Annotated in this window: 21 protein-coding genes and 2 CRISPR repeat arrays; of the genes, 12 read left to right on the top strand and 9 right to left on the bottom strand. The window is 46.2% G+C overall.

Going from position 1 to position 24,187, the window contains the following annotated elements:
- Positions 1 to 10 precede the first annotated feature (10 nt).
- The 6 genes from BEN74_RS19260 to BEN74_RS03855 all read left to right on the top strand — a co-directional run bounded on the left by BEN74_RS19260 (position 11) and on the right by BEN74_RS03855 (position 4,997).
- On the top strand, positions 11 to 469 hold the full coding sequence (locus BEN74_RS19260; protein WP_162898129.1) for a hypothetical protein: 459 nt from the start codon (positions 11 to 13) through the stop codon (positions 467 to 469).
- Positions 426 to 1,184, top strand: coding sequence for a hypothetical protein (locus tag BEN74_RS03875; protein ID WP_068911018.1), 759 nt, complete (start codon positions 426 to 428; stop codon positions 1,182 to 1,184). The genes BEN74_RS19260 and BEN74_RS03875 overlap by 44 nt, the downstream gene beginning before the upstream one ends.
- Complete coding sequence (locus tag BEN74_RS03870; RefSeq protein WP_068911019.1) at positions 1,185 to 1,784, top strand: hypothetical protein; 600 nt, start codon at positions 1,185 to 1,187, stop codon at positions 1,782 to 1,784.
- A gap of 24 nt (positions 1,785 to 1,808) precedes the next feature.
- Positions 1,809 to 2,357, top strand: a complete 549-nt coding sequence (locus tag BEN74_RS03865; protein ID WP_068911020.1) for a hypothetical protein — start codon at positions 1,809 to 1,811, stop codon at positions 2,355 to 2,357.
- A 76-nt stretch (positions 2,358 to 2,433) separates the two neighbouring features.
- Positions 2,434 to 3,036 carry a hypothetical protein gene (locus tag BEN74_RS03860; RefSeq protein ID WP_068911021.1) on the top strand — a complete coding sequence of 201 codons (603 nt, stop codon included), beginning with the start codon at positions 2,434 to 2,436 and terminating at the stop codon, positions 3,034 to 3,036.
- Positions 3,037 to 3,276: 240 nt separating this feature from the next.
- A CRISPR array of direct repeats spans positions 3,277 to 3,604; the repeat unit is 28 nt; unit sequence CTTCTAAACCATCTATGCGATGGCAAAC.
- Positions 3,605 to 3,743: 139 nt separating this feature from the next.
- A complete protein-coding gene (locus BEN74_RS03855; protein WP_000182043.1) occupies positions 3,744 to 4,997 on the top strand; it encodes an IS256 family transposase in 1,254 nt (417 codons plus the stop codon).
- 40 nt (positions 4,998 to 5,037) lie between these two features.
- Positions 5,038 to 8,366: direct repeats of the CRISPR family, unit length 28 nt; unit sequence CTTCTAAACCATCTATGCGATGGCAAAC.
- A 96-nt stretch (positions 8,367 to 8,462) separates the two neighbouring features.
- Here the strand turns inward: BEN74_RS03855 and cas1f are convergent.
- From cas1f to BEN74_RS03830, 5 genes are read right to left on the bottom strand one after another with little or no spacing between them, the layout of a single operon-like run.
- Positions 8,463 to 9,416 (bottom strand): type I-F CRISPR-associated endonuclease Cas1f, encoded by a 954-nt coding sequence (cas1f, locus tag BEN74_RS03850; RefSeq protein ID WP_068912260.1) that lies wholly within the window; start codon positions 9,414 to 9,416, stop codon positions 8,463 to 8,465.
- 1 nt (position 9,417) lies between these two features.
- Entirely contained in the window at positions 9,418 to 10,041 is a 624-nt protein-coding gene (cas6f, locus tag BEN74_RS03845) for a type I-F CRISPR-associated endoribonuclease Cas6/Csy4 (RefSeq protein ID WP_068912263.1), read from the bottom strand.
- A gap of 2 nt (positions 10,042 to 10,043) precedes the next feature.
- Positions 10,044 to 11,144: a type I-F CRISPR-associated protein Csy3 gene (csy3, locus tag BEN74_RS03840; RefSeq protein ID WP_068912265.1), complete on the bottom strand. Its 1,101-nt coding sequence runs from the start codon at positions 11,142 to 11,144 to the stop codon at positions 10,044 to 10,046.
- Positions 11,145 to 11,169: 25 nt separating this feature from the next.
- Positions 11,170 to 12,072 (bottom strand): type I-F CRISPR-associated protein Csy2, encoded by a 903-nt coding sequence (gene csy2, locus BEN74_RS03835; protein WP_068912267.1) that lies wholly within the window; start codon positions 12,070 to 12,072, stop codon positions 11,170 to 11,172.
- On the bottom strand, positions 12,069 to 13,229 hold the full coding sequence (locus BEN74_RS03830; protein ID WP_068912269.1) for a type I-F CRISPR-associated protein Csy1: 1,161 nt from the start codon (positions 13,227 to 13,229) through the stop codon (positions 12,069 to 12,071). Before BEN74_RS03830 ends, csy2 begins: the two co-directional genes overlap by 4 nt.
- Before the next feature lie 166 nt (positions 13,230 to 13,395).
- Here BEN74_RS03830 and cas3f point away from each other — a divergent pair, with 166 nt between their 5' ends.
- The gene (gene cas3f / locus BEN74_RS03825; protein ID WP_068912272.1) at positions 13,396 to 16,596 is read left to right on the top strand and encodes a type I-F CRISPR-associated helicase Cas3f; all 3,201 of its coding nucleotides are present in this window, start codon (positions 13,396 to 13,398) and stop codon (positions 16,594 to 16,596) included.
- A 103-nt stretch (positions 16,597 to 16,699) separates the two neighbouring features.
- On the opposite strand, the gene BEN74_RS03820 is transcribed toward cas3f, so the two are convergent.
- A complete protein-coding gene (locus BEN74_RS03820) occupies positions 16,700 to 17,155 on the bottom strand; it encodes a DUF441 domain-containing protein (protein WP_068912274.1) in 456 nt (151 codons plus the stop codon).
- A gap of 151 nt (positions 17,156 to 17,306) precedes the next feature.
- Between BEN74_RS03820 and BEN74_RS03815 the strand changes: the two genes are divergently transcribed.
- Positions 17,307 to 18,029, top strand: a complete 723-nt coding sequence (locus tag BEN74_RS03815) for a pseudouridine synthase (RefSeq protein WP_068912277.1) — start codon at positions 17,307 to 17,309, stop codon at positions 18,027 to 18,029.
- Positions 18,030 to 18,062: 33 nt separating this feature from the next.
- Here BEN74_RS03815 and BEN74_RS03810 read toward each other — a convergent pair whose 3' ends face one another.
- The 3 genes from BEN74_RS03810 to BEN74_RS03800 form a co-directional block, all read right to left on the bottom strand.
- Positions 18,063 to 18,506 (bottom strand): GNAT family N-acetyltransferase, encoded by a 444-nt coding sequence (locus BEN74_RS03810; protein ID WP_068912279.1) that lies wholly within the window; start codon positions 18,504 to 18,506, stop codon positions 18,063 to 18,065.
- A gap of 92 nt (positions 18,507 to 18,598) precedes the next feature.
- Positions 18,599 to 18,946 carry a type II toxin-antitoxin system RelB/DinJ family antitoxin gene (locus BEN74_RS03805; protein ID WP_068912281.1) on the bottom strand — a complete coding sequence of 116 codons (348 nt, stop codon included), beginning with the start codon at positions 18,944 to 18,946 and terminating at the stop codon, positions 18,599 to 18,601.
- A gap of 111 nt (positions 18,947 to 19,057) precedes the next feature.
- On the bottom strand, positions 19,058 to 19,963 hold the full coding sequence (locus BEN74_RS03800; protein WP_068912283.1) for a pseudouridine synthase: 906 nt from the start codon (positions 19,961 to 19,963) through the stop codon (positions 19,058 to 19,060).
- 131 nt (positions 19,964 to 20,094) lie between these two features.
- Between BEN74_RS03800 and tsaE the strand changes: the two genes are divergently transcribed.
- The 4 genes from tsaE (at position 20,095) to hfq (ending at position 24,103) form a co-directional block, all read left to right on the top strand.
- Entirely contained in the window at positions 20,095 to 20,565 is a 471-nt protein-coding gene (gene tsaE / locus BEN74_RS03795) for a tRNA (adenosine(37)-N6)-threonylcarbamoyltransferase complex ATPase subunit type 1 TsaE (RefSeq protein WP_068912286.1), read from the top strand.
- Complete coding sequence (gene mutL / locus BEN74_RS03790; protein WP_068912289.1) at positions 20,562 to 22,547, top strand: DNA mismatch repair endonuclease MutL; 1,986 nt, start codon at positions 20,562 to 20,564, stop codon at positions 22,545 to 22,547. Before tsaE ends, mutL begins: the two co-directional genes overlap by 4 nt.
- A gap of 6 nt (positions 22,548 to 22,553) precedes the next feature.
- Positions 22,554 to 23,498, top strand: a complete 945-nt coding sequence (gene miaA / locus BEN74_RS03785) for a tRNA (adenosine(37)-N6)-dimethylallyltransferase MiaA (protein ID WP_068912291.1) — start codon at positions 22,554 to 22,556, stop codon at positions 23,496 to 23,498.
- A gap of 92 nt (positions 23,499 to 23,590) precedes the next feature.
- Positions 23,591 to 24,103, top strand: coding sequence for an RNA chaperone Hfq (hfq, locus tag BEN74_RS03780; RefSeq protein ID WP_068912294.1), 513 nt, complete (start codon positions 23,591 to 23,593; stop codon positions 24,101 to 24,103).
- Positions 24,104 to 24,187: the final 84 nt, after the last annotated feature.

Genomic DNA, 24,187 nt, shown 5'->3' with positions numbered 1-24,187 from the left:
GCGGGAATAAATGAAAAAATTATTATTTTCAGCAGTTCTTTTAGGTTTAACTGGTTGTGGTGAAACAGACCAAAATGATACAACTCAAACGACATTACAAAGTTCTCAAGTAGCGCCAACATCTGTTAATTATCGAATGGCTGCAAGTGCAAGCACAATGAGTGCTTCAGCTGCTTCTTTTGGTGGATGGAATCCATTAGGTTTAAAACCTGTCGGAGCATCATCGTTACTTAATGCATCAAAAACATTAGGCGGTATTGCAACAGATTCCCACGTATTAATTACTCCTGCTGTGAAAGATGTGACGGAAGTATTGGTTCGTGGCGCTGGCGGTTTGGCGCTTTCAGTAGCTGTGGAAGAGTTGTTAGGCGCTGTTGATTGGGTGATGGATCCTGCAAATAATCAGATTGTATATTCAAAACCAAATGATGCATTCAAGCCACCAACTGTATGTCAAAATTTATTTTAAGGCTATATCTGCGACACCTTATGTAGCGGCTTATGGATGTAGTATTCCACAAGTTGCAGCGAATTATTGTAAAGAGCGATTATCAAAGCCGAATGTTCAGGGATGTAGTGTCTCAAAAATCACTAGTGAATCTTTTTTTGTCGAAACCTCTTGTATAAAGTGGGATGGTTCTTGTTCTGGCATTGATAGCACTATTGTGCCTGAGTATCATTTTAATCCATATTATGATCCTAAAGAAAACCTCTCACTCGATGTAGTCTCTCAAAAAATCATCGATAATGCAGAATCAGAAAATACTGATGCTCAGGCAGTAACACTGGCAGCGGCTCAAGCAATTCTTAGCGAAGCGGAAAATGATGCTGCAAAAGCGAAAGAAATTGAAGATGAGTTAGAGCGAAATTCCCAAAAATGTCCAAATGGTGAATCACGTAATATATATGGTCAATGTTTTATTTGTGGATCTACTGCTTTAGAGCAGCGAATGAAAAATGATGTTGATATTGCTAAAGGTACACATGAAGGTTTGGGGGCTTGTAAAGCAACTTATACAATAGAAGGATTAACACTTAGGTATAACAACTATGTTAATGAGGCAGTGTCAAGAGATAAGTTAAATGCATGTTATGATATTCCTCATCAACCTCATCTTAATCAAGCTAAAGAGGCATGGCGACAAGCTCAGGAAGTCTGTGTTAAATACATGGCAGTTAAGTAAATGACATATATATATATATTAGAAAATTTATTAAATGAGCATCTTGAAGATTTTAGTTTTCAAGATGGAAATAGTTTATTAGAGTGTGATTTTTTAGATACTTACTCTAATTACATAGTTGATCATCTAAACTCTAATAAAATAGATGCTTTTTCAATGAAACGATGGAATATAGAGCAACAGTCTTATATAAATCAGGTAATTAAAGAGTATGGTAAATATGTTGATCCTTATGCAAAATGGAAAAATGTCCCAATTTCTTATTTAATAAAATATTATTATGGCATTAATTATTTAAATCCTATGTCGTATAAATTTTATATACAATCACTAATGTGGAATTATGTAAAAAATAGAGATATTTTTATAAATGAAATTAATGGTTTAGAACCATGGTTTGATTCTTTGTCTCCATTAAATGAAAGCTTTTGCATAGATGATGAAAAGTTTACTAAATTTACTAATATTAGTTTAATTGAAGGGCGATTAATAGCATGCTTCTTGTTCTGTATATATCATGACCCATTGATTTCAGAAGAAATAAAAAAATTGGCTAAAGATATTAATTACTCTTTTTGGATGACATGGAAATATATGTAGTATTAAGCCGTTGTGGGAATTGAGATGAATGCATATACACAAGAGTCTATTGAAAAAATTTTCCCGCCTTTTCAATTGGTAGATAATCGCTCTCTACTTGAGTGTGATTTTTATGATACTCATTACAGATATTTTGACCAAATTGATGATGAGTACCTATCTGCAATAGAAATGTCAGCAGAAAGCTTACTCCTTGAATATGACTTTGATTGGTCTGAATTTTATTTAAAAATTGGACTAGAAGCAGCTCGTTCACGTAGTAGACCTCATGAAGGAATAGAAACATGGAAAGATGTAAATTATGAATATTTATATTATTTTGGAGAAAGCTGTAGTTACTTAAGTTCAGAGGGATTTAAATTCTTTTTACCTGCTGCTATTTACCACTTTCTAACAACTAATCAAAACAAAGCTTATATGGATAGATTTATTTTTAGATTAGAATCACAATGGGAAAAAGATAACCACGTTTTTAATAATGGCCAGAACAACTTTATTTTTGAGTTTATAAAAGATCATTATAATGGACATGTTTCTTGGACACCTGAACTGAGTTTATTCAAGCACGAGTAAATGAAAATTCTTGTTGGGCTCCTTTAGATCCCGGACATATTCAGCAAGAACAAGATGGAAGAAATGGAGTAGAAAAATGCACAAGTTATCTGAAATAAAACCAAATTTCATTCAAGAACTTTATGATGCATTCAATGGAGTTAATTTAAAAAATGGGTTTACTCTTTTAGAAGAAGACTTTGCAGATACGAGCTACTTAAGAAGGTATCCTCATCAATATCCATATGATATAGATGGAGAAAACTGTTTTTCAAAACAAAATTTATTAGATGAAATAAAAAATAGTTCATTATTGCCGGAAGAAAAAAATGATCTAACTTTAGCAATAGAGGAAGGAAAACGAGTTAATAACCAATATATAACATGGGATACAGTTCCATTTGAATATTTAGATAAATATGCAAATGGATTTTATTTTATTACGCCAAATGTTTATGTTTTTTATACAGCAGCTTTAATTAAAAATTTAATTTTAAATATAGAATATTTTAAAGGTGTAGCTTTTGATAAATGGTTATCTAGATTATTAATGGAAAATCTAGATCATACAATGTTGATTAAATTAAATAATCATCAATCATCAATCATCAAAAAATTCCTCTATACATTATTGAGTGATAACTATATTTTAGAATATATTGATGTAGCCAATATAAAAAAAGCAATACAACTACTATAACCCCAATCCGAGGAGTGAAAGACTTGAGTGATTTTTTATGTTTGTACCAAAATTAACCCAAATATCTTTAAGATATTGTTTTAATTTAAAAGATACTACGTTGACATCGTAGAGGTCTCCAGTTCGAGTCTGGATATACCTACCAAGATTTTAAAAAGACTTATAGGCTAATTAAATGCTTATAAGTCTTTTTTTTGCCTAAGTTCTCCGCTTTTTCCAGTTTGTTATTTTTATGAGAGCTTTTTAAGCCATCTATGCGATGGCAAACAGCTTTCCAAACCTCACCGATGACCAAATTCACTTCTAAACCATCTATGCGATGGCAAACAAGTACGGTCTTAATAAAGTCAAAATCTAATACTTCTAAACCATCTATGCGATGGCAAACATCTGCATCATGTCCAAATCATCAAACATGATCTTCTAAACCATCTATGCGATGGCAAACGATCAAGAGCTAGGAAATGAGACCCTCGGAAACTTCTAAACCATCTATGCGATGGCAAACAAGGCCATAATATCTTCGCGGGTGATCTTTCTCTTCTAAACCATCTATGCGATGGCAAACGCGTCATTTTCCATTTAGCCACCACCGCCTAACTTCTAAACCAGAGCTATAGTCATTTGTGGTGTATGAGGGGAAAAGAGGGTGGCGTATCCTGTTGATTGTTTCCTCCAAGAAATAATTAACAGTAGAGCGATACGCCATGACAAATATTACCCTGAATGTTCTTTCACAACCAGATGAAACTGGCACTGATGTGCTAACTGCTTTATTGCGTAATGGTGCTCGTCAGCTCATTGCGCAAGCAGTTGAAGTAGAGCTGCAGCAACTGCTGCAAGCTCATGAAGAACTGCGTTTACCCGATGGCCGCAAAGCTGTGGTGCGTAACGGCTATTTGCCTGAGCGCAGCATCCAAACGGGCATTGGCGATGTTGATATCAAGGTGCCAAAAGTGCGTGATCGTAGCGGCTCTGGTATTCGTTTTACCAGCGCACTGCTACCGCCATACCTCAAGCGTGCCCGCAGCGTTGAAGAGTTATTACCGTGGCTGTATCTCAAAGGTATTTCCACTGGAGACTACCAAGAAGCCCTTGCAGCCTTGCTGGGTGAGAATGCCAAAGGTCTGTCAGCTAACACCATTTCCAGGCTCAAGGAACGCTGGATTGATGAGCACCGAGAGTGGCGACAGCGCGATTTGAGTGACAAGCGCTACGCGTACCTTTGGGTTGACGGTATTTACAGCAACGTCCGCCTCGATGACCGTTTGTGCTTGCTGGTGGTGATGGGCGTGACAGAGCATGGTCGCAAGGAGCTGATTGCCGTTGAGGAAGGCTATCGCGAGTCTGAAGCCAGCTGGCTTGAGCTGCTGAATGGCCTGGTTGCGCGTGGGCTTACGACCTGCCCAAAGCTGGCAATAGCTGACGGCGCCTTGGGCTTCTGGAAAGCCCTGAGTAAGGTCTATCCGCAGACCAAACAACAACGCTGTTGGGTGCATAAAACGGCCAATGTGCTCAACAAACTGCCCAAAGCAGTACAGCCCAAAGTAAAAGAAGCACTGCATGATATCTGGATGGCAGAGACGCGTGAGAAGGCTCATAAAGCCTTTGATATAGCGCTGGAAAGGTTTACTGCTAAGTACCCACGCGCAATGGAATGCTTAGCTAAAGACCGTGAGAGCATGTTGGCTTTCTACGATTTTCCAGCAGAACATTGGGTGAGTATACGCACCACCAACCCAATTGAATCTGCCTTCGCTACAGTACGTTTAAGAACCAGCAAAACCCGCAATTGCGGTTCAAGAAACACAACCCTAGCAATGGTTTATAAATTGCTGCAATCAGCGCAGAAGCGCTGGAACCGCCTGAAAGGATTTCAACTGCTAACCCTCGTGGTCAATAACGTTAAATTCCAAGACGGCGAACAAGTAATGGAGCAATCAGACAGGAAAACCGCCTGATGCTCGTACACCAGATTTGACCATAACTCATCTTTGTTAGCTTCTAAACCATCTATGCGATGGCAAACTTGCTGTATCTGCGGTCACTGCACTCGTTGAACTTCTAAACCATCTATGCGATGGCAAACAAGTTGCAGGAGAACTTTTGGCCGCTTTTTGCCTTCTAAACCATCTATGCGATGGCAAACGATCTCGGTAATACTCTTAAACGAATGCTCTGCTTCTAAACCATCTATGCGATGGCAAACTGTCGAAAGTGTGACGCAAGTAACATAATCTTCTTCTAAACCATCTATGCGATGGCAAACAGGTTCAAGTTCCCGTTTCTGCTTCTGATCTTCTTCTAAACCATCTATGCGATGGCAAACCTGGTGGTCACATGGGTAGCACTACATCTTTTCTTCTAAACCATCTATGCGATGGCAAACTTAATCGTGTAGCAGAGCTTGTTTCTCAGCACCTTCTAAACCATCTATGCGATGGCAAACTAACTCTGCGCAATGTTTCCACTTATGGCTTACTTCTAAACCATCTATGCGATGGCAAACAATGCCTTCGATGAATTTGTATATACGATTGACTTCTAAACCATCTATGCGATGGCAAACAGCTCCCATATACTTCTAAGCGATAGAATTTACTTCTAAACCATCTATGCGATGGCAAACCCGATAGCAAGAAGAAAAACACCGCCTAGGCTCTTCTAAACCATCTATGCGATGGCAAACAAATCCAAATCGGTGATGGCAAAAACCAGTACCTTCTAAACCATCTATGCGATGGCAAACATTTCTTCTTTTAATTCAGCGTTTGTTTTTTTCTTCTAAACCATCTATGCGATGGCAAACTTGTAAAAATGCTTGAAATAAACCAAGTTGCACTTCTAAACCATCTATGCGATGGCAAACAAATAAAATCATTACTGAAATTGTCGGTTTCTCTTCTAAACCATCTATGCGATGGCAAACGGAATTGAATTGTTATTGATTGATTGCCAGTTCTTCTAAACCATCTATGCGATGGCAAACTTAGCTGATTGTTCAGTGGTAACAGTTATTGACTTCTAAACCATCTATGCGATGGCAAACGATAAAAGTCGGTACGCCTATGCTGAAGCGTATCTTCTAAACCATCTATGCGATGGCAAACAAGTTAAAGTTCCTGTTTCTGCTTCAGATCTCCTTCTAAACCATCTATGCGATGGCAAACATCAAGAGAAGCTTGCCCATCACAAGAATTAACTTCTAAACCATCTATGCGATGGCAAACCAGATTTGTGATTATTATGATCATATTATATTCTTCTAAACCATCTATGCGATGGCAAACATCTCAATTCAAAAGCGGCTTATCTGGTTTCACTTCTAAACCATCTATGCGATGGCAAACTCAATGGTTCAGGCTGTGCTTTAGCCCGCAAACTTCTAAACCATCTATGCGATGGCAAACTGATTGTGTTTCAAATTCTTGCAAATTGGTTTCTTCTAAACCATCTATGCGATGGCAAACTGACAACGTTATATATCATCGTCGCACTTGTACTTCTAAACCATCTATGCGATGGCAAACTCTGATTTCAATGCTGTATGTGTCGGGGGCTTCTTCTAAACCATCTATGCGATGGCAAACAACGCTCTAAACGCTTTGCCCGAAAGGTTTACCTTCTAAACCATCTATGCGATGGCAAACAGGTTCAAGTTCCCGTTTCTGCTTCTGATCTTCTTCTAAACCATCTATGCGATGGCAAACCCCAAATCAATTTGCAAGAAGCACAACCGCCACTTCTAAACCATCTATGCGATGGCAAACTGATTGTGTTTCAAATTCTTGCAAATTGGTTTCTTCTAAACCATCTATGCGATGGCAAACCATTTCACTAGCAACCAAGGCCAAATGCTCCACTTCTAAACCATCTATGCGATGGCAAACTATGCACTTTCAGTTGCTGTTGAGCAACTTTTCTTCTAAACCATCTATGCGATGGCAAACTTTGGTGCCGGAGCATCAGAAACAGGATTATTCTTCTAAACCATCTATGCGATGGCAAACCTAAAAAAATATCTGTACAAATCAATGGTTCACTTCTAAACCATCTATGCGATGGCAAACGTGAATCGTATTTAGGATCACCAATATATGAACTTCTAAACCATCTATGCGATGGCAAACTGAGCCTTGATCTCGTTGGCTTTCTGCACTATCTTCTAAACCATCTATGCGATGGCAAACTGCCAATTGTTGGCGCCACAACTTGGGAAAGACTTCTAAACCATCTATGCGATGGCAAACATGGTAAAAACCAGTACGGTAAAAATGTGTACCTTCTAAACCATCTATGCGATGGCAAACATCAGAGAAGGGCTTGCTTTGATTCCGAAAACCTTCTAAACCATCTATGCGATGGCAAACGCAAAATATTACATTTGACCAGGTGTTATCCTCTTCTAAACCATCTATGCGATGGCAAACTTGGCCGGTGTTGCAATTATTGGCGGTCTTATCTTCTAAACCATCTATGCGATGGCAAACGTTAAACCAGCAATTTCAGAATCTCGCCTACTCTTCTAAACCATCTATGCGATGGCAAACATCTCAATTCAAAAGCGGCTTATCTGGTTTCACTTCTAAACCATCTATGCGATGGCAAACGGTGATACGTCAATTGACCTAACAACAGGTTTCTTCTAAACCATCTATGCGATGGCAAACCATTGTTTATGAATCCACGCTTTTAACAGGGTCTTCTAAACCATCTATGCGATGGCAAACGTTCTACACGTGAACCTGTACCATCTTTTAAACTTCTAAACCATCTATGCGATGGCAAACAGTCATGTTCTTTGATTTGGTTTGATAAGTACCTTCTAAACCATCTATGCGATGGCAAACTTTCAAATTCAAGTGTTCCTAAAACACCTAAACTTCTAAACCATCTATGCGATGGCAAACAAAGCCATCTTATATTTTAACCAAATCATATTCTTCTAAACCATCTATGCGATGGCAAACGCTCAAAATAAATCTTTCTTTGATAAGACAAACTTCTAAACCATCTATGCGATGGCAAACGCACTTGTTGAGGGGGTCGGTTGGATTATAGACTTCTAAACCATCTATGCGATGGCAAACTCCTCGTGATTATTGCCTTCACCAACTCTAAACTTCTAAACCATCTATGCGATGGCAAACGGCTTCGCGCTCAGACTGCGCCTGATCATTCACTTCTAAACCATCTATGCGATGGCAAACACGACATGGGCCAGGTGGAAATGAAACCGTCACTTCTAAACCATCTATGCGATGGCAAACCAAAACATGCAGATAAGTCTTATGTTAATAAACTTCTAAACCATCTATGCGATGGCAAACTGGAGCCTTTACCTAAAAAAACTCTAGATAACAATAATATAAGCTTTTAAAGAGTGAAAATAGATCAAAAAAGCATAATTTCTTAAATATTTGAAATTACTTAATTTTATTGCAGATGTCGGAAATGAAGCCAAACATATAATCCAATACATCATTATCCTGGCAGCTCTCAATCAGCTGCATGCGGAATTCTTTCTGATTATGGCCAAATTTTGCAGATGCAAAAGCCTGAGGCATCACAAAAGCATCTTTTACCAAGTCTGCAATATCAAAAACTAAACCGCCGCGGCGGGTTTTGCCATGTAAAATCGGCAGGGCAAAGCTGATGCCCATCCCATTCAAGGTTACCGCAGCATAGCCATAGGCAATATAATTGCCGTGATCAAGATAGCTGTTAGCAACATCGCGCATAGAGTCATGCGACGCTTTGCCTTCTTCACGGCTGAATTCAAAGCCGAAGCCAGCTGCCAATTGCTTGTATAGCGATTTTGCCCAGCGGCCTTCGGCAGCCAACAGTTCCGTCTGATCTTTGGCGGCGTCAATATCCTGCTGAAAGCGCTGTTTGGAAATTGCATCCAAAGCAATGCCATGCTGAATCAAAACAGGATTCCACCTCCAAGCCTTTTCGACAATCGCAATCCGTTCAGACAGTAAAACCTTAGCCATCAGCAGGCGCGCATCATCATCCAGCCATGCTTTCATCCAGATTTGCATATATTCGGTTGGGCGGTACTCACTTTGCGGCGCTAGAAAAGTTAAATCCAGCGATGAAAATAAAGGCGAACCGCCTGAGCCGCAAAAGCCTACCATCACATTAGACTCAGCAAGGCGCCGGGCCGCAGCGTCAGTGAGCGAGCTGCCTTTGCCCAGTAATAAAAACGCGGTATTTTTCTCAGGAATATTATAAAAATGCTCAACCGGCTGCAGGTTCTCCGTCAGATAGACAATCCGGTCATCTTTCAGAGCCACGCGCACCCGTTCCAGATAAAACACGCAGGCGCGTTTGGACAGCATTAATGCGCGGCTGCGCTGCTGACGGAGATCGCTCATTTTAATTCACCTCAAATACAGGCAGGGCAAAGGGCTGGCTTTGGCGCGCCAAGCCATAGCCATCAGGCAGGCCTTGGCCTGTTTCTGCAGTATCTTCCAAGCGGACAGGCACGGTAAATGTTTGGCCTGTACTTTGGCTGGCCACTTTAAAATAAGGCAGCTTTTTGGCTTCTTTTAAGCGCCGTGCATGCAGGCTTTCCTGCACCGGATTGTTCTGCAAATGACGCTCCGCTTTTAAAGTCGGTATGCGGAAGCGGAAATAGCTGCGCAGCCCCGTCACTTTTGCAGCCGGAACAGCTGCAGGATTATTCAAAACCGCATAATCCCGAATCTTCCAGTGGCCTTTAATCTTTTCAAGCAATTGTTCCAGGTCATTTTGCTCCGCAGCAAAAATCCGCAGAACATCATAATGCGGAAGCGCCGGATAGCCGTATTTCAGCTCTTTTGCCTGCATTTTTCTTTGCTGGCGCGGCGATATTTCCAGCGCCAGCGCAAATTTGGCCGGCATTTGGCGGAAAACAGCATGAACAATGCCGTAAATCTGATTGCGCAGATGGGCGAGGGTCAGCTCTCCGTCATCTGCGCTGTCCATAATGCGGATATCAAGATAAAAATTCGCTTGCATGCTTACTCTCCTTCAGAGTAAACGCCGCCGCGGACTAGGCAGGCAATCAGGAACATGCCTCGGTCACTGTTCGGGTCTAAGGTGCGGACTTCTTTTAAAATGTCAAAAGCGGATTCTTTTTTGCCTTTATCGACACGGAAAAAGTCCTGCGCATCCAAGTTGGCGCCATTCGGCTCTACAGGAATCGGCTTGGAATCATTTTCAATAAACCGCGGATACCACGTGTCAATGGTGCGCAGCGCATTGCCGACTTTCTGATCACGGATGGCAGCCTGCCCTAAAAATTGATTGTCTTTTGCCTGGCGCTCGGGCTTTACCGGGTTAATTTGATACAGTGAGCGTGAAAAGCCTTTAGGCTTATCTTCCAGATAATTCTGTGAAGGGAATACTTCTACACCGCCCATGCCGAAGTCAATAACCGCTTCTATATGCAAGCCGGCGCTGACATCGCCGCGCATGCCTTTTACAATAATATCCGCCAGCAGCTGTTCCTGCTTGGATGCATCATCAAACGATTTTAAGCCATAATCTAAGGCGCTGAATTCAGCAATTGCTTTATAGTTTTTTACAGTTTGACTGTTTTCATGCTCAACCGTTTCGCTGACTTTAATTAAAATATGCTCAGCAATGCTGCGGTTGCGCCACAGCCAGCGGCCATTGACGATATTGCGCACATAGCGGCGCGCAACTTCCTGAATGCCTTCACTGTCTTTGGCTTTTTCCACGAAATCTTTAAAGCCTTCACGGAAATCCTTTTCATCCTGCTTGTCTGCACCGGCTTTAGACGCGCAGGCGAATAAAATATGCTGCAGGTCAATAAAGCGCAAATCCCATTTTACCAGCAGCTTCGAATTGGGCAGCAGCTTAGCTGATTCGGTCATTTGAATATTTGATACTTCACGCGCGACTGAATTGCCGGCTGCCGCGCCTTTTTCTTTATTGCCTGCAACGTTCTGCGTGCCGCGGATGCCGTGATACATCACATGCAGGGGCTGTTCAGCGCCATCTGCATGCAGATGGTAAAAAGCTGCATCGCTGATTAAAGTGCCGCGCTGCAAAGACAGGCTGCCTGGCAGTTTTTTAAAATTTTCAGTCTTGGACATGATGCTTATTCCTTTTAAATTTCAATTAATTTTCAGTGTGTTGTGCTTGCTGTAATAAAAAAACGTCATCCTGAATCCAGCCGTGTGACCACTGCAGCTGATCCAGATAATCTTCAGAGTAAATCGAGTCCTGCAGGCCGGTTTCATTCAGGACATGATTCAGCGACTGATACTGAATCAGCCCTGTCAGGGGTTCGGCATAGGCATGCGTGGTCTGTTCTTGATCATCGGCATGGCGGATGCCTGAGCGTTCAGCTGTCGGCTGTTCCAGCAGGGCATAGCCTAAAGTTGCGGCGGATAGCCACGCCAGTGTTTCATTGGGCAAATGTTCCAATACAGGCGTATCGCTGTTTTTAGCCTGCGGGCGATGCGCCAGCAATTGAGTAAATGCCTGCAGGCGGCTGACCTGATAGGCTTGCTGATAGCTTTGCAAAAGGTCATGGCGGTCACGGATTAAAAAGCCCGAGCGGATCTGCTGCAGCGCTTCCTGCGCATCAGTAAATTTTTTTACCTGGCCAAATTCAAGAATATGGCCGCCCGCAAATTTACTGCGTTTGAGTGTCTGAACCAGTGTATCTATGTCTGGCCGCCGGGTGCTGAATTGAATTACCAGACTGAACAGCAAGTGGCAGCTGGCCGTAGGCTGCAGCGACAATGCATATTTATTTTTAGAGGAATAGTCCGTTTTGCCAATAAACGCCGCGCCGCGTCTTTGCGCGGGGGTAAAGCGTCCATAAGCTTCACCGCCAAGCCGCTGCATGTCATGATGAACATAATGAAAGCCTTCATCATCGCAGCCGATTTGACGGGCCAGGTTGTGGCTGAACATCGCCGCAGCCATAAGCGGTGCGCCGCCCATCATTAAGCCGCTGCTCTGAAAGTTGGCAGCCTGAACTTTAATATAGGGAATGACGATAAAGCTGCTCATTTCAAAAGCTCCTGAATCTGGCGTGACAGAAAGCTTTTTGCATCCGCCTCTGACAGCGTGATCTCCACATTATTTTTTATCTCTTTTTTCCAATACCGGTGTTTGATAATCCGCGCTGCAAGATCATCGGCAAATAAAATTTTCCAGTCATCAAATTGCTGAAGCTCCGGATTAATCAGCCCCTGAGCAAGCGTGGAAACCCGCGGATGGCTCCAGAAAGACTTGCGTTCCAGCGCGTTATGTGCCGGCAGTTGATCTTCAACAGTTTTTAAAATGGCTAAAATGCGCTGGCCCTGTGCCAATACATCATCAAGTACTTTTCTGATTGTGGAGAGCTCTTCGCCGCGCTTTTCCATTGTGGAGAAAGGCGCATAAACGCCAGCATCATGGAAACCAAGCGCTTTGCTTAATTTCTGCTGTTCAATCAGCTTGCTGGCATAGTCCGTCAGTTCAATATACATCTCATGATTGATATAGGCATTGGAAATCTCATAATCAAAGCCTTTATAGAAGTACTGGAAGGCCATGCGCGTTTCAGGTTTTAAGCTTGGAGAAGCTAAAACAATCGGGCGCTGCATGGCCCGCACTAAGCTGCCGACATTTTGCGGATTGGAGCCGCCAATGCCAAAAACAGCGGTCTGTATATTTTTAAGCTTTGAGTTTTTTCCCGCAATTTTGTGCTGCTCTTTGAGCGCATCGACTTCTGCATTCAGTAAAAGATTCACTCCGGCAGCTGAAAGCGGGCTGATGGAGCAGTATCCGCCATCTTTAGGAATCAGCAGCTGACGCATGCGGATGTCAATATTGTCCAAGCCGGCTGAAAAGGGCTGGGAAAAAGCTGTTTTTAAGTGCGGTTTGAGGGCTGCTGCATTGCGCTTAAATTCATCCTCTGCTTCTGATGGATCTTCATTCAGCTGGGCGGCTTTAACCGCTTTGAAAATTGTGGCGGTTTTTCCTGCATTGGCTTGGTAGTCAGTTGGAACGAGTAAATTATCTGCCAATAAAGTTCGGGCGGAAATATAGGGTAAGTCTAAAGCTTGGCTTTGAGCGAGCCGAAGGCCGCCTTTTTCGATATTGGAATTTGTGGTTTTTAAACTGAAGTGAACAGATTCAGCAAGTGCTTGCTGATATATATTTTCCCCTGTATCTTTTAGCATGATTTACTCTAAGTTATTAAAAATTATATTTAAATTATTAATAGCGGAGTCTGAAGATGAAAGCAACCAGATTTAAGGATTAAGGCGACAATATATGTCGTCAAAGCCTTTGAAATTTAGAAAGAATTGATAAACATAGTTTTAAATATTTCTTAGAATATAGATTATGCATACAATATTTATCTCCGCCTGCGAAAAAAGAGCCTTAAAAAAGACCCGTGCAGTCCTAGACAGCTATGCCATCCGGACAGGGCAAAGCTCATGGCAAGCTCCAATGACGGTAGAAGGGCTAAAGGAAATCCGCGCGGCATTAAAAAAAACAGCAACCCGGCAAACTGCCGTTGCTGCCTATGTCAATTACGGCATGCGCCGCATGAAGCTGGCTTGGGTTGTCGGTTCAAAACACAAATTTAATTTAGAGGGCGCTTATCCTGTCGCATCCACCGCCAAACAGCAAAAGCAGCTCCAAATTGAAGAATGGGTGCGGGCCGCCAGCCTGCTCGCAGGGGCAGCGGGCGATGTGCACGATATTGGCAAAGCATCGCGGCATTTTCAGAACAAGCTCAGCCCCAGTATGGCGGGGCAAATAGTCCGGGACGATGTCCGCCATGAATGGCTTTCAATGAAACTGCTGCAGCAGCTGCGCCGCAATGGCTGGAATTGGCAGCAGGCTTGGGAAAGTCTTGATCGAAATATCAAAGATTTAACATTGGGAAACCGCCAGAAAATTAAAAAAGAATTTTTACTGAATGAATTGGAGGCGGTGGATTATTTGGTTGTCACGCATCATGGACTATTGGGCGATGCTAAAGGGGACTGGTATCCAAATGCATCCCTGCATGTGCGGGAAAATAACCCTTGCATTGAACAGCTGAGCTGCGCGGGAGAAATCAAGGAAAGCATTTTTAAAAGCCATCAGCACCGCATGGCGCGCTTAAGCAAAATGGCCGAATCTGTACAGGACAATACGCTGTATTGGAAAGCCTTGTCCTTGCATGCGCGGGCAGCGCTCATTCATGCCGATCATATAGTTTCAGCAGAACAGTATTCTGAAGCCAAGCCTGAAAATGTCAGCTTATTCGCCAATACTAAAATAAAAAATACAGCGCAGGGCAAAAAGGCAAGAATGCAGGATCAGCCGCTGGATTGGCACTTGCAGCAGGTCGGTGACCGTTCTGCCTATATTGCAGCGAAAATGGCCACAGATCTGAATCTGGCAGGGCTGAGCCAGCAAACTGTGGAATATATCTGCCAGCCTTCAGCCTTGCCACGCTTTCAGTGGCAAAACCATGCGGCCAATGCCTTGCAGAAGCAGATCAGCAAAACGCCTGATGCTCCATGCCTTATGCTGAATATTGCAGGAACAGGCAGCGGCAAAACCCGCATGAATTTGCGCGCTGCCTGCATCCTGCGGCCTGAAGACCCGCGGATTGCCATTGCGCTGAATTTGCGCTCCTTGACTTTGCAGACAGGCGAGGCGTTAAAAAGCGCGATGAACCTGTCGGATGATGAAATTGCCGTCATTATTGGCGATCAGGTCAGCCAGCATCTGTTCAATCAGCGCAAAAAAGATGAGAAAGGTGCAGATGAAGATGAGAATCTGGCCGAACCTGTGTTTGATGCCTATGGGCAGGAGCTGCAGATTCCTGCATGGCTGCATCCATTATTCACCAAACAGGTCAAAGGCAGAAAAACCGCCGATAAAACGGCGCAAACTGTGTTGGCTTCGCCTCTGCTGGTTTCAACCATTGACTATTTAATTGCCGCGGGAGAACCGCACCGGCAGGGGCATCATGTCAAAGCGCTGCTTAGAATCATCAGCAGCGATTTGATTTTAGATGAAATTGACGGCTATGAGCCTAAGTCATTAATGGCGGTTTTGAGGCTGGTGCAGCTGGCGGCCATGTACGGGCGGCATGTGATCTGCTCATCGGCAACCCTTTCAGCGGCGGTCGCGGACAGTGTCTACCGCGCTTTTGAATCCGGCATTGAAATGCGCGCAGCCTTGCTGAAAGCGCCGCAGAAATTCATTCTCGCGATTGCGGATAATGAATTAAAGCCAAAAATTTCACTGCAAAGCACAGACCGCCCAGCCGATTTTATGCAGAGCTATCAGCAGCATTTAACGGACTTGCAGGCAGTTTTAGCGGAAAAAGCGAAGCAGCCTTACCGCCTGGCGAAGCTGGCCGTCATTGATCAGCTTTCTGTGGCGGGCTGGAAGCAGACCATTCTTGAACAGGCTGAAAGCCTGCATCAGCAGCACAGCTGGACATTTAAAAAGGCTGGCAAAAAAGTGTCTTTTGGGCTGATTCGGGTGGCCAATATCAAGCATGCCATTGCATTGGCTAAGCATCTATCCGCAGCGCTCCGCCATGCGCAAATCGCCTGCTACCATGCCAATGACTGGCTGATTTCCCGCTTCCACAAAGAGCGCCGGCTGGATTTTCTGCTGACCCGCCATAAAAATGGCACCAAGCGCCCCACAGGCAATGAGCATATTTTTAATGATGATGAAATTCTTGAAATTGTAAGGAAGTCTGAATCTGCAGATGTGCCTTTTATTGTGATTGCAACCCCTGTGGAAGAAGTCGGGCGGGATCATGATTTTGACTGGGCGGTGATTGATGCGTCAAGCATTCAGTCAATTGTGCAGGCTGCCGGCCGGGTCAACCGCCACCGCCTGAATGCCGTGCAAAGCCCGAATATTGTAATTCCGCAGTTTAATTACCGCTATTGCCAAAATCAGGACAGGGCGCAGCCTAAAAAAGAGGCGGTATTTACTAAGCCGGGCTATGAGGGCTATGCCTCTGAAAACAGCCGCTATAGGACGCAGGACTTAGCAGCCTTATTGCCGTGGTCTGAGCAAAAGGACTTGGTGGTTGATGCCCGTTTAAGATTTGATACCGGACAGTGTCAATTTGCCGAATTCGATGATGCGCAGATTCAGCATTTCAGCAGCATGTTTTTTGCATCTTCAGGCGAGCAGCTGTTTTCAGATGAACATGCCAATGCCTGCCTAATGACCGAGCAGATTTATAAAGATACCTGCCTGCGCGATATGCAGAAGCAGGAAGTTTACAGCTTTGATTATGCGGATGATGAGCTGAAGATTTATCATTATCCTGCAAATACGGTGGAATTTAGCCCCGAAACCGGAAAGTATGAACAGGCGGTCAAGCAGGTTTTATTTGCATCGGAGGCAGCGCCGGAAAATGCCTGGCTGAGCCTGCATCCTGAGCAGCTGGCAGCGCTGTGCGCTGAAATGGAGGTCAGTAAGGAAGAGGGCTGCAAGCTGTCTTTGCCGGTGTATGCTGATCAGACGCCGCAATGGACGTATCATTTTGGCTTTGGGGTCAGTAGCGCATGACAGATGCGCAGAATGAGTCTAATCTAGCTTTTTATTCCCTGCGCATTTACAGTGCCCAATCCGCCATGTGTGCCAGATGCATCAGCAGTTTTTGCGGATGCCTTTATTGGCCAATGCCCACCAGCAGGGAAAGTATGCCGGCTGCAATCAAAGGCCCGACAGGCACGCCGCGAAGCACGGCAACGCCCGCGACTGTGCCAATCAGCAGGCCGGCAACAATGTCCGGCTGATTGGACATCAGCTTTACGCCGCGTCCGCCCAGCCACGCCACAAATACCCCAATCGCAATCGCCAGCAGCGATTTCCAGCTTAAAAAAGATTTAAAGATGGCTTCGCCGGGAATTTTGCCGCTGGCAATCGGCGTCAGCACGCCAATAGTTAAAATAATGATGCCGATGTTCAGGCCGTGCTGCTGCAGATAGGGAAAAAACTCGCTCAAGGGCGTAATCCGGAAAACGATTAATACCCCGGCTGCAATGGTGACAGCCGTATTGTGGCTGAAAATGCCGCAGGCCAGTAAAACTAGAAGGACAATTAAATTTAAATCGAGCTGGGACATGAAATGCCGTGGGGAGAATAGAGAATACTCATATTGTAGCCTATTTCACATTTTGGCAGGCAGTAAAGCTGAATTTGCCTGACCTAGCGCTGCATTGGCGCCATTTCAGTATAGAATGCGCTTAATTCACAAATTGACCTGAGTCGCGTTTATGTTGTTGGAAAAAATGCTCCAGTCGCAAGGTTTCGGTGCGCGCAAGCACTGCCAGCAGCTGATTAAGAATGGCGCTGTCTGCGTGCATGGCGAAGCCGTCACCGACCCGAAGCATAAGCTGGATTTAAATGGCCTGGCGTTTTCGGTTTACGGTGAGCGCTTTGAGTACCGAGAAAAAGTCTATATTGCCCTAAATAAGCCGCAAGGCTATGAGTGCTCGCATCAGGCGACGCATCATTTCAGCGTATTTGATTTATTTGATGATGTGCTGCTGAACCGCGGCCTGCAGTGCGTGGGGCGCTTGGATCAGGATACCTCAGGCCTGCTGCTGCTGACCGATGACGGCCAGTTCCTGCAGGCGCTGACCCATCCTAAAAAGCATGTGCCGAAGGTGTATCAAATGCATACGGCAGATCCGGTGGCCAATGAGCAGATTGCCCGGCTGCAGCAGGGCGTCGAGCTGCGCAATGAAAAAGGCGTTTTTGCGGCGACGGAAGTGCAGCGCCTGGCTGAATGCCAGCTGCAGATGACGGTGCATCAGGGCGTATATCATCAGGTGAAGCGCATGCTGGCGGCGGTCGGCAACAAGGTCGAGCAGCTGCGCCGTGTCCAGATTGGACAGCTGGATTTCAGCAGCTTAAATGATCTGGCGGAAGGCGAGTGGGTTTATCTTTCGGCGGAACAGGCTGCATTGGCGAAGTTCAGGGCGGAATCCAGCTGAGCTGCTGAACCGCCTGTTATGCTGCTGCGCGCCTTATCTTAAGAAAAAGTGATAGGTTTGAAATTCATCGTCTTTCACAAAGCCCATTTTTTCATACAGCTGGTGCGACTGATAGTTGCTTTTCTGGGTTTCCAGCGTGATGCGCAGGGCATTTTCATGGCGGGCAAATAAAATGGCGGTATCAATCAGCTGTTTCGCCGAGCCTCGCCGGCGGCAGGCGGGCCTGACATACACATCGTCCAGAATATAGTAGGTGGAGCAGGCGACAGATGAAAAGCCTAAATACAGGATCACAAAGCCGGTAAATACGTCATCTTTAATATGGATAAAAAACACGCTTTCCTTATTGTCAAAGCGCTGTTTCAGAAAACTGTAGGATAATTCCAGATTGGAGGAAGCGCCGTAAAATTGGCGGTATTCATCAAATAGCACGGCAAGCGGCTGTAAATCATCTTCGGCGGCGCGTCTAACAATCATTGCTTTCTCCATGCATTTTTTTAGTCTTTGCATGAAGCATAGCGAAAAATCACAATTGGCTGATTTTTAAATTGTTTATAAATGCAACAGTGTTACTTTTTGTCACTTTCACCCAAAATGGCATTCAGCTCTTCAAACAGGTCCAGATGCTCATCATCAAGCAGGATTTCGCTGTGCAGGACGTCCTGATCCAGCGCGCCGATCAGTTCCGGCGCAAGGGCTTTGGCATCCTGCTGCTTCAATTTTCGCAGCTTAATCAGCTGTTCCAGATTAATGCTCTGATTTTCAATAGAGAAAGGGATGGACTTGGTCAGCACAACCTGCTTGAAAAAAAGGCGGACCGCCTGAGCCGGCGTAATGCCCAGGTGCTTGAATACCGCAAAGGCCTGTTTCTTCTCTTGGGAGTCCAGGCGGATTTGATAAACTTCAGTTTTTCTCATAATTTTACAAAGCTTTAAATTGCTTAACTTTTCGCATTTATTTTAATCAAAAACCGCCGGATTTCAACAATTAAACGCATTAATTCTGAATATTCTGTAATGACAAGGCTATTACAGTGTCAGTTCCTGCTGCGAGCTGAAATGCATGTCCTGCAAAGTGATCGGGTCTTTAAAAGCGATATGCTTGGCCAGCAGCTGCAGCGGTGCGCTGAAATCATCATCGGCCTTATGCTGCACCGCCGGATAAAAGGCGTCATTTTTGATTGGCAGGCCCAAGTGGCTTAAATGCACGCGCAGCTGGTGCTTTTTGCCGGTATGCGGCTTGAGCAGGTATTTGGCCCAAGCCTGACTGTGCTGCAGCAGCTGGATTTCTGTTTCGCTGTTCGGCTTTCCATCCTGCACCTGCATGGTATAGAAGGGCTGGCCATTTTCCATTTTCAGGCGGGCTGTGTGCGGAAAATTGAGTTCCGGCGCATAGGGCGCAATAGCATGGTAGGTTTTCTGCACGCTGCGCGCGGCGAACATCTGCTGGTATGCGCCGCGCGATTGCGGGCATTTTGAAATCAGCACCACGCCGGCGGTTTCGCGGTCCAGGCGGTGGATGGGGCTTAAATCCTGCAAGCCGGTCTGATTTTTCAGCCGAACCAGCAGGGTTTCCTGCACATACTGGCCAGTCGGGCTCATGGTCAGGAAATGCGGCTTATCAACCGCCATCAAGTGCTCATTTTCAAACAGGATCTGATGCTGAAAAGGCACATGAATTTCATGCGCCAGAAAGCGGTAGTAAAATACGCAGCTGCCGGCCTGAAAGGGGCTGTGAATATTCAGCTTTGCGCCGGCAGCGTCATACACCAGTCCATCTTCAAAGCGCTGCAGCCATTCCGCTTGTTCAATATGCGAAAATTGCGCGCACAGGCAGGCGTAGACGGTCGGAAAGGCCGCAGCCGCCGGCTGCAGGAAAACTTTGCTGGCGCTGACGCCGTTGATCATGGGCGGGGTAAATTCTGCAGGGTTCATGTCAGCACTTTGATTGATTTGAAGTTGGGCGGCCGGCGCAGTAAAAAATGCACAATCCGGGCTGGGGCAATAGGCTTTTCAGGCCCCGCGATGCTATCATATTTGCTCTTTAAGTTCATGTCGCGGGCATTATGCAGTATTCATTTAATCTGGTTTTAAACAATGAAGAAGATACGCAAAACTTGGCGCAAGTTTTGGCGCAGCATTTTACCGCAGGCGTTATTTATTTAATTGGCGACTTGGGCGCAGGCAAAACCACGCTGACGCGCTACTGGCTGCAGTCCATGGGGCATCAGGGCGCGGTGAAAAGCCCGACCTATACGCTGGTTGAACCGTACAGCATTCACGGCAAGGATATTTTCCATTTCGACCTGTACCGCCTGAATGACCCCTATGAGCTTGAATTGATGGGCATCCGCGATTATTTGGAAACGCCGGATGCGCTGTTTCTGTTTGAATGGCCGTCCAAAGGCGGCGATGAAATTCCAAAGGCGGATCTGATCATCAATATTGAAAAATCGGAAGATGATCTGGCGCGCACTGCGGCTTTAAGCTTCTCTTCCGAAGCTTTGCAGCAGGCTTTGGAGCGCCGCTTCGCATGATGGAAGAGCGCAGCATGCGCCGCATCCGCACGCTGGATCCGGCGCTGGCCAACCAGATCGCCGCCGGCGAAGTGATTGAGCGCCCGGCTTCGGTGGTTAAGGAGTTGCTGGAAAATGCCATTGATGCCGGCGCAACGGAATTAATCATCCGTGTTGAGCAGGGCGGCAGCACGCTGATCGAAATTATTGACAATGGCCGCGGCATTCATCCGGATGATTTGTCTTTGGCGGTGATGCGCCACGCCACCAGCAAAATCCAGACCGCCGATGACCTGCATGCAATCGTCAGCCTGGGCTTCCGCGGCGAAGCTTTGGCCTCGATTGCCGCTGTGTCGCGCCTGACCCTGACCAGCAGCCAAGCCGATGAAGGCGTGGGCTATCAGGTTGAAGTCAACGGCACCGCCTTTGATCATCAGCAGATTCAGGCGGTTGCAGCGCAAAAAGGCACGCAAATCCGGGTGCAGGATTTATTTTTCAATGTGCCTGCGCGGCGCAAATTTTTAAAGAAGCCGGGCACGGAATTCGGCCATATTGAAGAAATCGTCCGCCGCTTGGCGCTGACGCATTTTGACATCCGCTTTGTGCTGGAGCACAACAGCAGCATCAAGCTGAATCTGCCGGTTGCAGACAGCGGTGCGCTGCGCTTCCAGCGCGTGCAGCAGCTGCTTGGGCGGTCATTTACGGAAAATGCCTACTGGCTGGATGCCGACAGCGTCAATATGCGCCTCAGCGGCTGGCTGGGCCATCCCTCCGATGCGCGCTCGCAGGCCGATGTGCAGTATGTGTATGTGAATGGCCGCATTGTGAAGGATAAGACCATTTCGCACGCGCTGCGCATGGCTTATGACGGCATTCTGCATGGCCATCAGCATGCTGCCTATCTGCTGTTCCTGCAGGTCGATCCGGAAAATATTGATGTCAATGTGCATCCCACCAAGCATGAAATCCGCTTTCTGAACCAGCGCGAAGTGCATGAGTTTGTGCGCCATTACGCCAAAGCGGTTTTATCGCAGTTTCAAACGGCCTCTGCGGACTTGTCATCCGCCATGAAGCCGGATGCAGGCGCGCTGGTGCAGGAAGCGCATCAGCCGCAGCCGCGCCATCAGGAGCAGTTCCAGCTGCATAAGCAGGCGGATGCTGCCCCGGCGCCTGAGCCGGCAGCAGTCATGCCGGCCGATGGCCTGACGGATTTCAGCGCGGCCCAGCCGCAGGAGGTTTCCTATGCTGCGCCTGCCTCTTCCGGCAGCTATGCTTCCGGCTATGCGTCACAATATGCCGGTTCGCAAAAGCTGAACAATGCCCTGCAAAGCTATCTGGCGCCTTTGCGTGACGCGCCTGCAGACGCGCTGCAGAATCCATCCTCTTTGGAAAGCCATATCGCAGCCAAAGTGGATGAGCATCCGCTGGGCATCGCCATTGCGCAGCTGCACGGCATTTACATTCTGGCGCAGAATACCGAAGGCCTGATTATTGTCGATATGCACGCCGCGCATGAGCGCATTGTGCTGCAGCAGATGAAAGCCGCCTGGGACAAGCCGGAGTTCTGGACTTCGCAGCAGCTGCTGATTCCTAAAGTGGTCGCCATCAGCCGGATGCAGGCCGCCCGGATTGAAGACTTAAAAGAGCAGCTGGCGCGCTTAGGGCTGGACATCGACCAGTATGGCGATGAGCAGGTGATTGTGCGCGGCGTGCCGGCAATTCTGCACAAGGCGGACTTTGACGCGCTGATTCCTGAACTGCTGAATGATTTAGACCCGAATGATCAGGCGCAGGGGCTGCTGCAGAAGCGCGATCAGATTCTGGCGGGCATGGCCTGCCACGGCGCAGTGCGCGCGCACCGGCTGTTAAGCCTGTCTGAAATGAACGCTTTGCTCCGGCAGATGGAGCAGACCGAATTTGCCAGCCAGTGCAATCATGGGCGACCGACATGGCGCGCATTTCCATTGGCTCAATTAGATAAATTATTTGCTCGGGGAGAGTAGCTGTACATGTCAAATCAACTGCCTGTCATCAATTTAATGGGGCCTACTGCAAGCGGCAAAACCGCTTTGGCATGCGCGCTGTATGAGCAGGGTAATTTTGAGCTGATTTCAGTCGATTCTGCGCTGGTTTACCGGGATATGGATATCGGCACCGCCAAGCCCACCAAAGAGGAGCTGGCGCGCTATCCGCATCATTTAATCGACATCATCAGCCCCTTGGAAGTCTATTCGGCTGCCCAGTTTGTCGATGACGCCAGCGCACTGATTGATGATATGCATGCGCGCGGCAAAACCCCGGTTCTGGTGGGCGGCACCATACTGTATTTTAAGGCGCTGCTGGAAGGCCTGTCGTCCAATTTGCCCAGCGCGGATTATGCCGTGCGGGCGGAAATCGAAGCCCGGGCGGAACGTGACGGCTGGGAAGCCGTATATGCCGAGCTGTGCGCCGCAGACCCGCTGGCGGGGCAGAAATTCAAGCCCAGCGACAGGCAGCGCATCATCCGCGCTTTGGAAGTCTATCAGCTGACTGGCGAGCCGATTACCAAGCTGCAGGCGGAGCAGCCTAAAAATTTACCATATAGATACAAATTTCATAATTATGCTTTGATGCCGGATCGTATAGAATTGCATAAGCGCATAGAAAAACGATTAGAAATTATGTGGCGCATCGGATTTTTAAATGAAGTAAAAAATCTGATGATAAAATACGATTTAGATGAGAATCTGCCCTCAATGCGCTCTGTAGGTTACCGCCAAGCACTCGAATTTCTTCAAAATAGTGAGCAAAGTGGCGAAAAGCAGCGTGAAATGGAGGATAAGGCGCTATTTGCGACACGACAACTTGCTAAACGTCAATATACTTGGTTAAGATCTTTGCAAGAACGGCATAAATTTACTACATATTTTACAGCAGAGCAGGCCCAAGAAGACTTGCGAAACTGTTACGGATAAAGCAAAATTTAGCTACTGCCTTTTTTATAATTTTTAATTGAAAAATAAAGGCAGTTTTTGCGCTGATTTTTAATTATTTTTGGAGTTATAACATGTCTAAAGGTCAAACTTTACAAGATCCGTTCTTAAATTCTCTCCGTAAAGAACGCATTCCAGTTTCTATCTTTCTTGTAAACGGCATTAAATTACAAGGTCATATCGAATCATTTGACCAATATGTGGTTTTATTAAAAAATACTGTAAGCCAAATGGTTTATAAGCACGCGATTTCTACCGTTGTTCCTGCGCGCAACCCGCGTCCAGCTGGCGCTCCTGCTAGCGCTCAAGGCCAAGGCGGCTTCGGCGGCGGTCAAGGTCAAGGCGGCTTCGGCGGTCAAGGCTTCGGCGGTCAGGGCGGCTTCGGCGGTCAGGGCGGCTTCGGCGGTCAAGGCGGCTTCGGCGGTCAAGGCCAAGGCTTCGGCGGTCAGGGCGGCTTCGGCGGTCAGGGCGGCTTCGGCGGTCAAGGCCAAGGCTTTGGTGGTCAAGGCGGTTTCGGCGGCCAGTCTGCAGGCTTTGACGGCGAACCTAAATTTGAAGATGCTCAAGATGACGAAAACAACCGTTAATTAAGCGCTGAAAAAGAGCCTCCCATTCGGGAGGCTCTTTTTTTTCCGGCTTATTTGCACAGAATAAAAAAACCGGCGCGGGCG

The organism is Acinetobacter sp. WCHAc010034, from assembly GCF_001696615.3.
GTDB lineage: Bacteria > Pseudomonadota > Gammaproteobacteria > Pseudomonadales > Moraxellaceae > Acinetobacter.
Note: the sequence above shows the minus strand (reverse complement) of the source record. Positions and strands in the feature narration are given on the sequence as shown.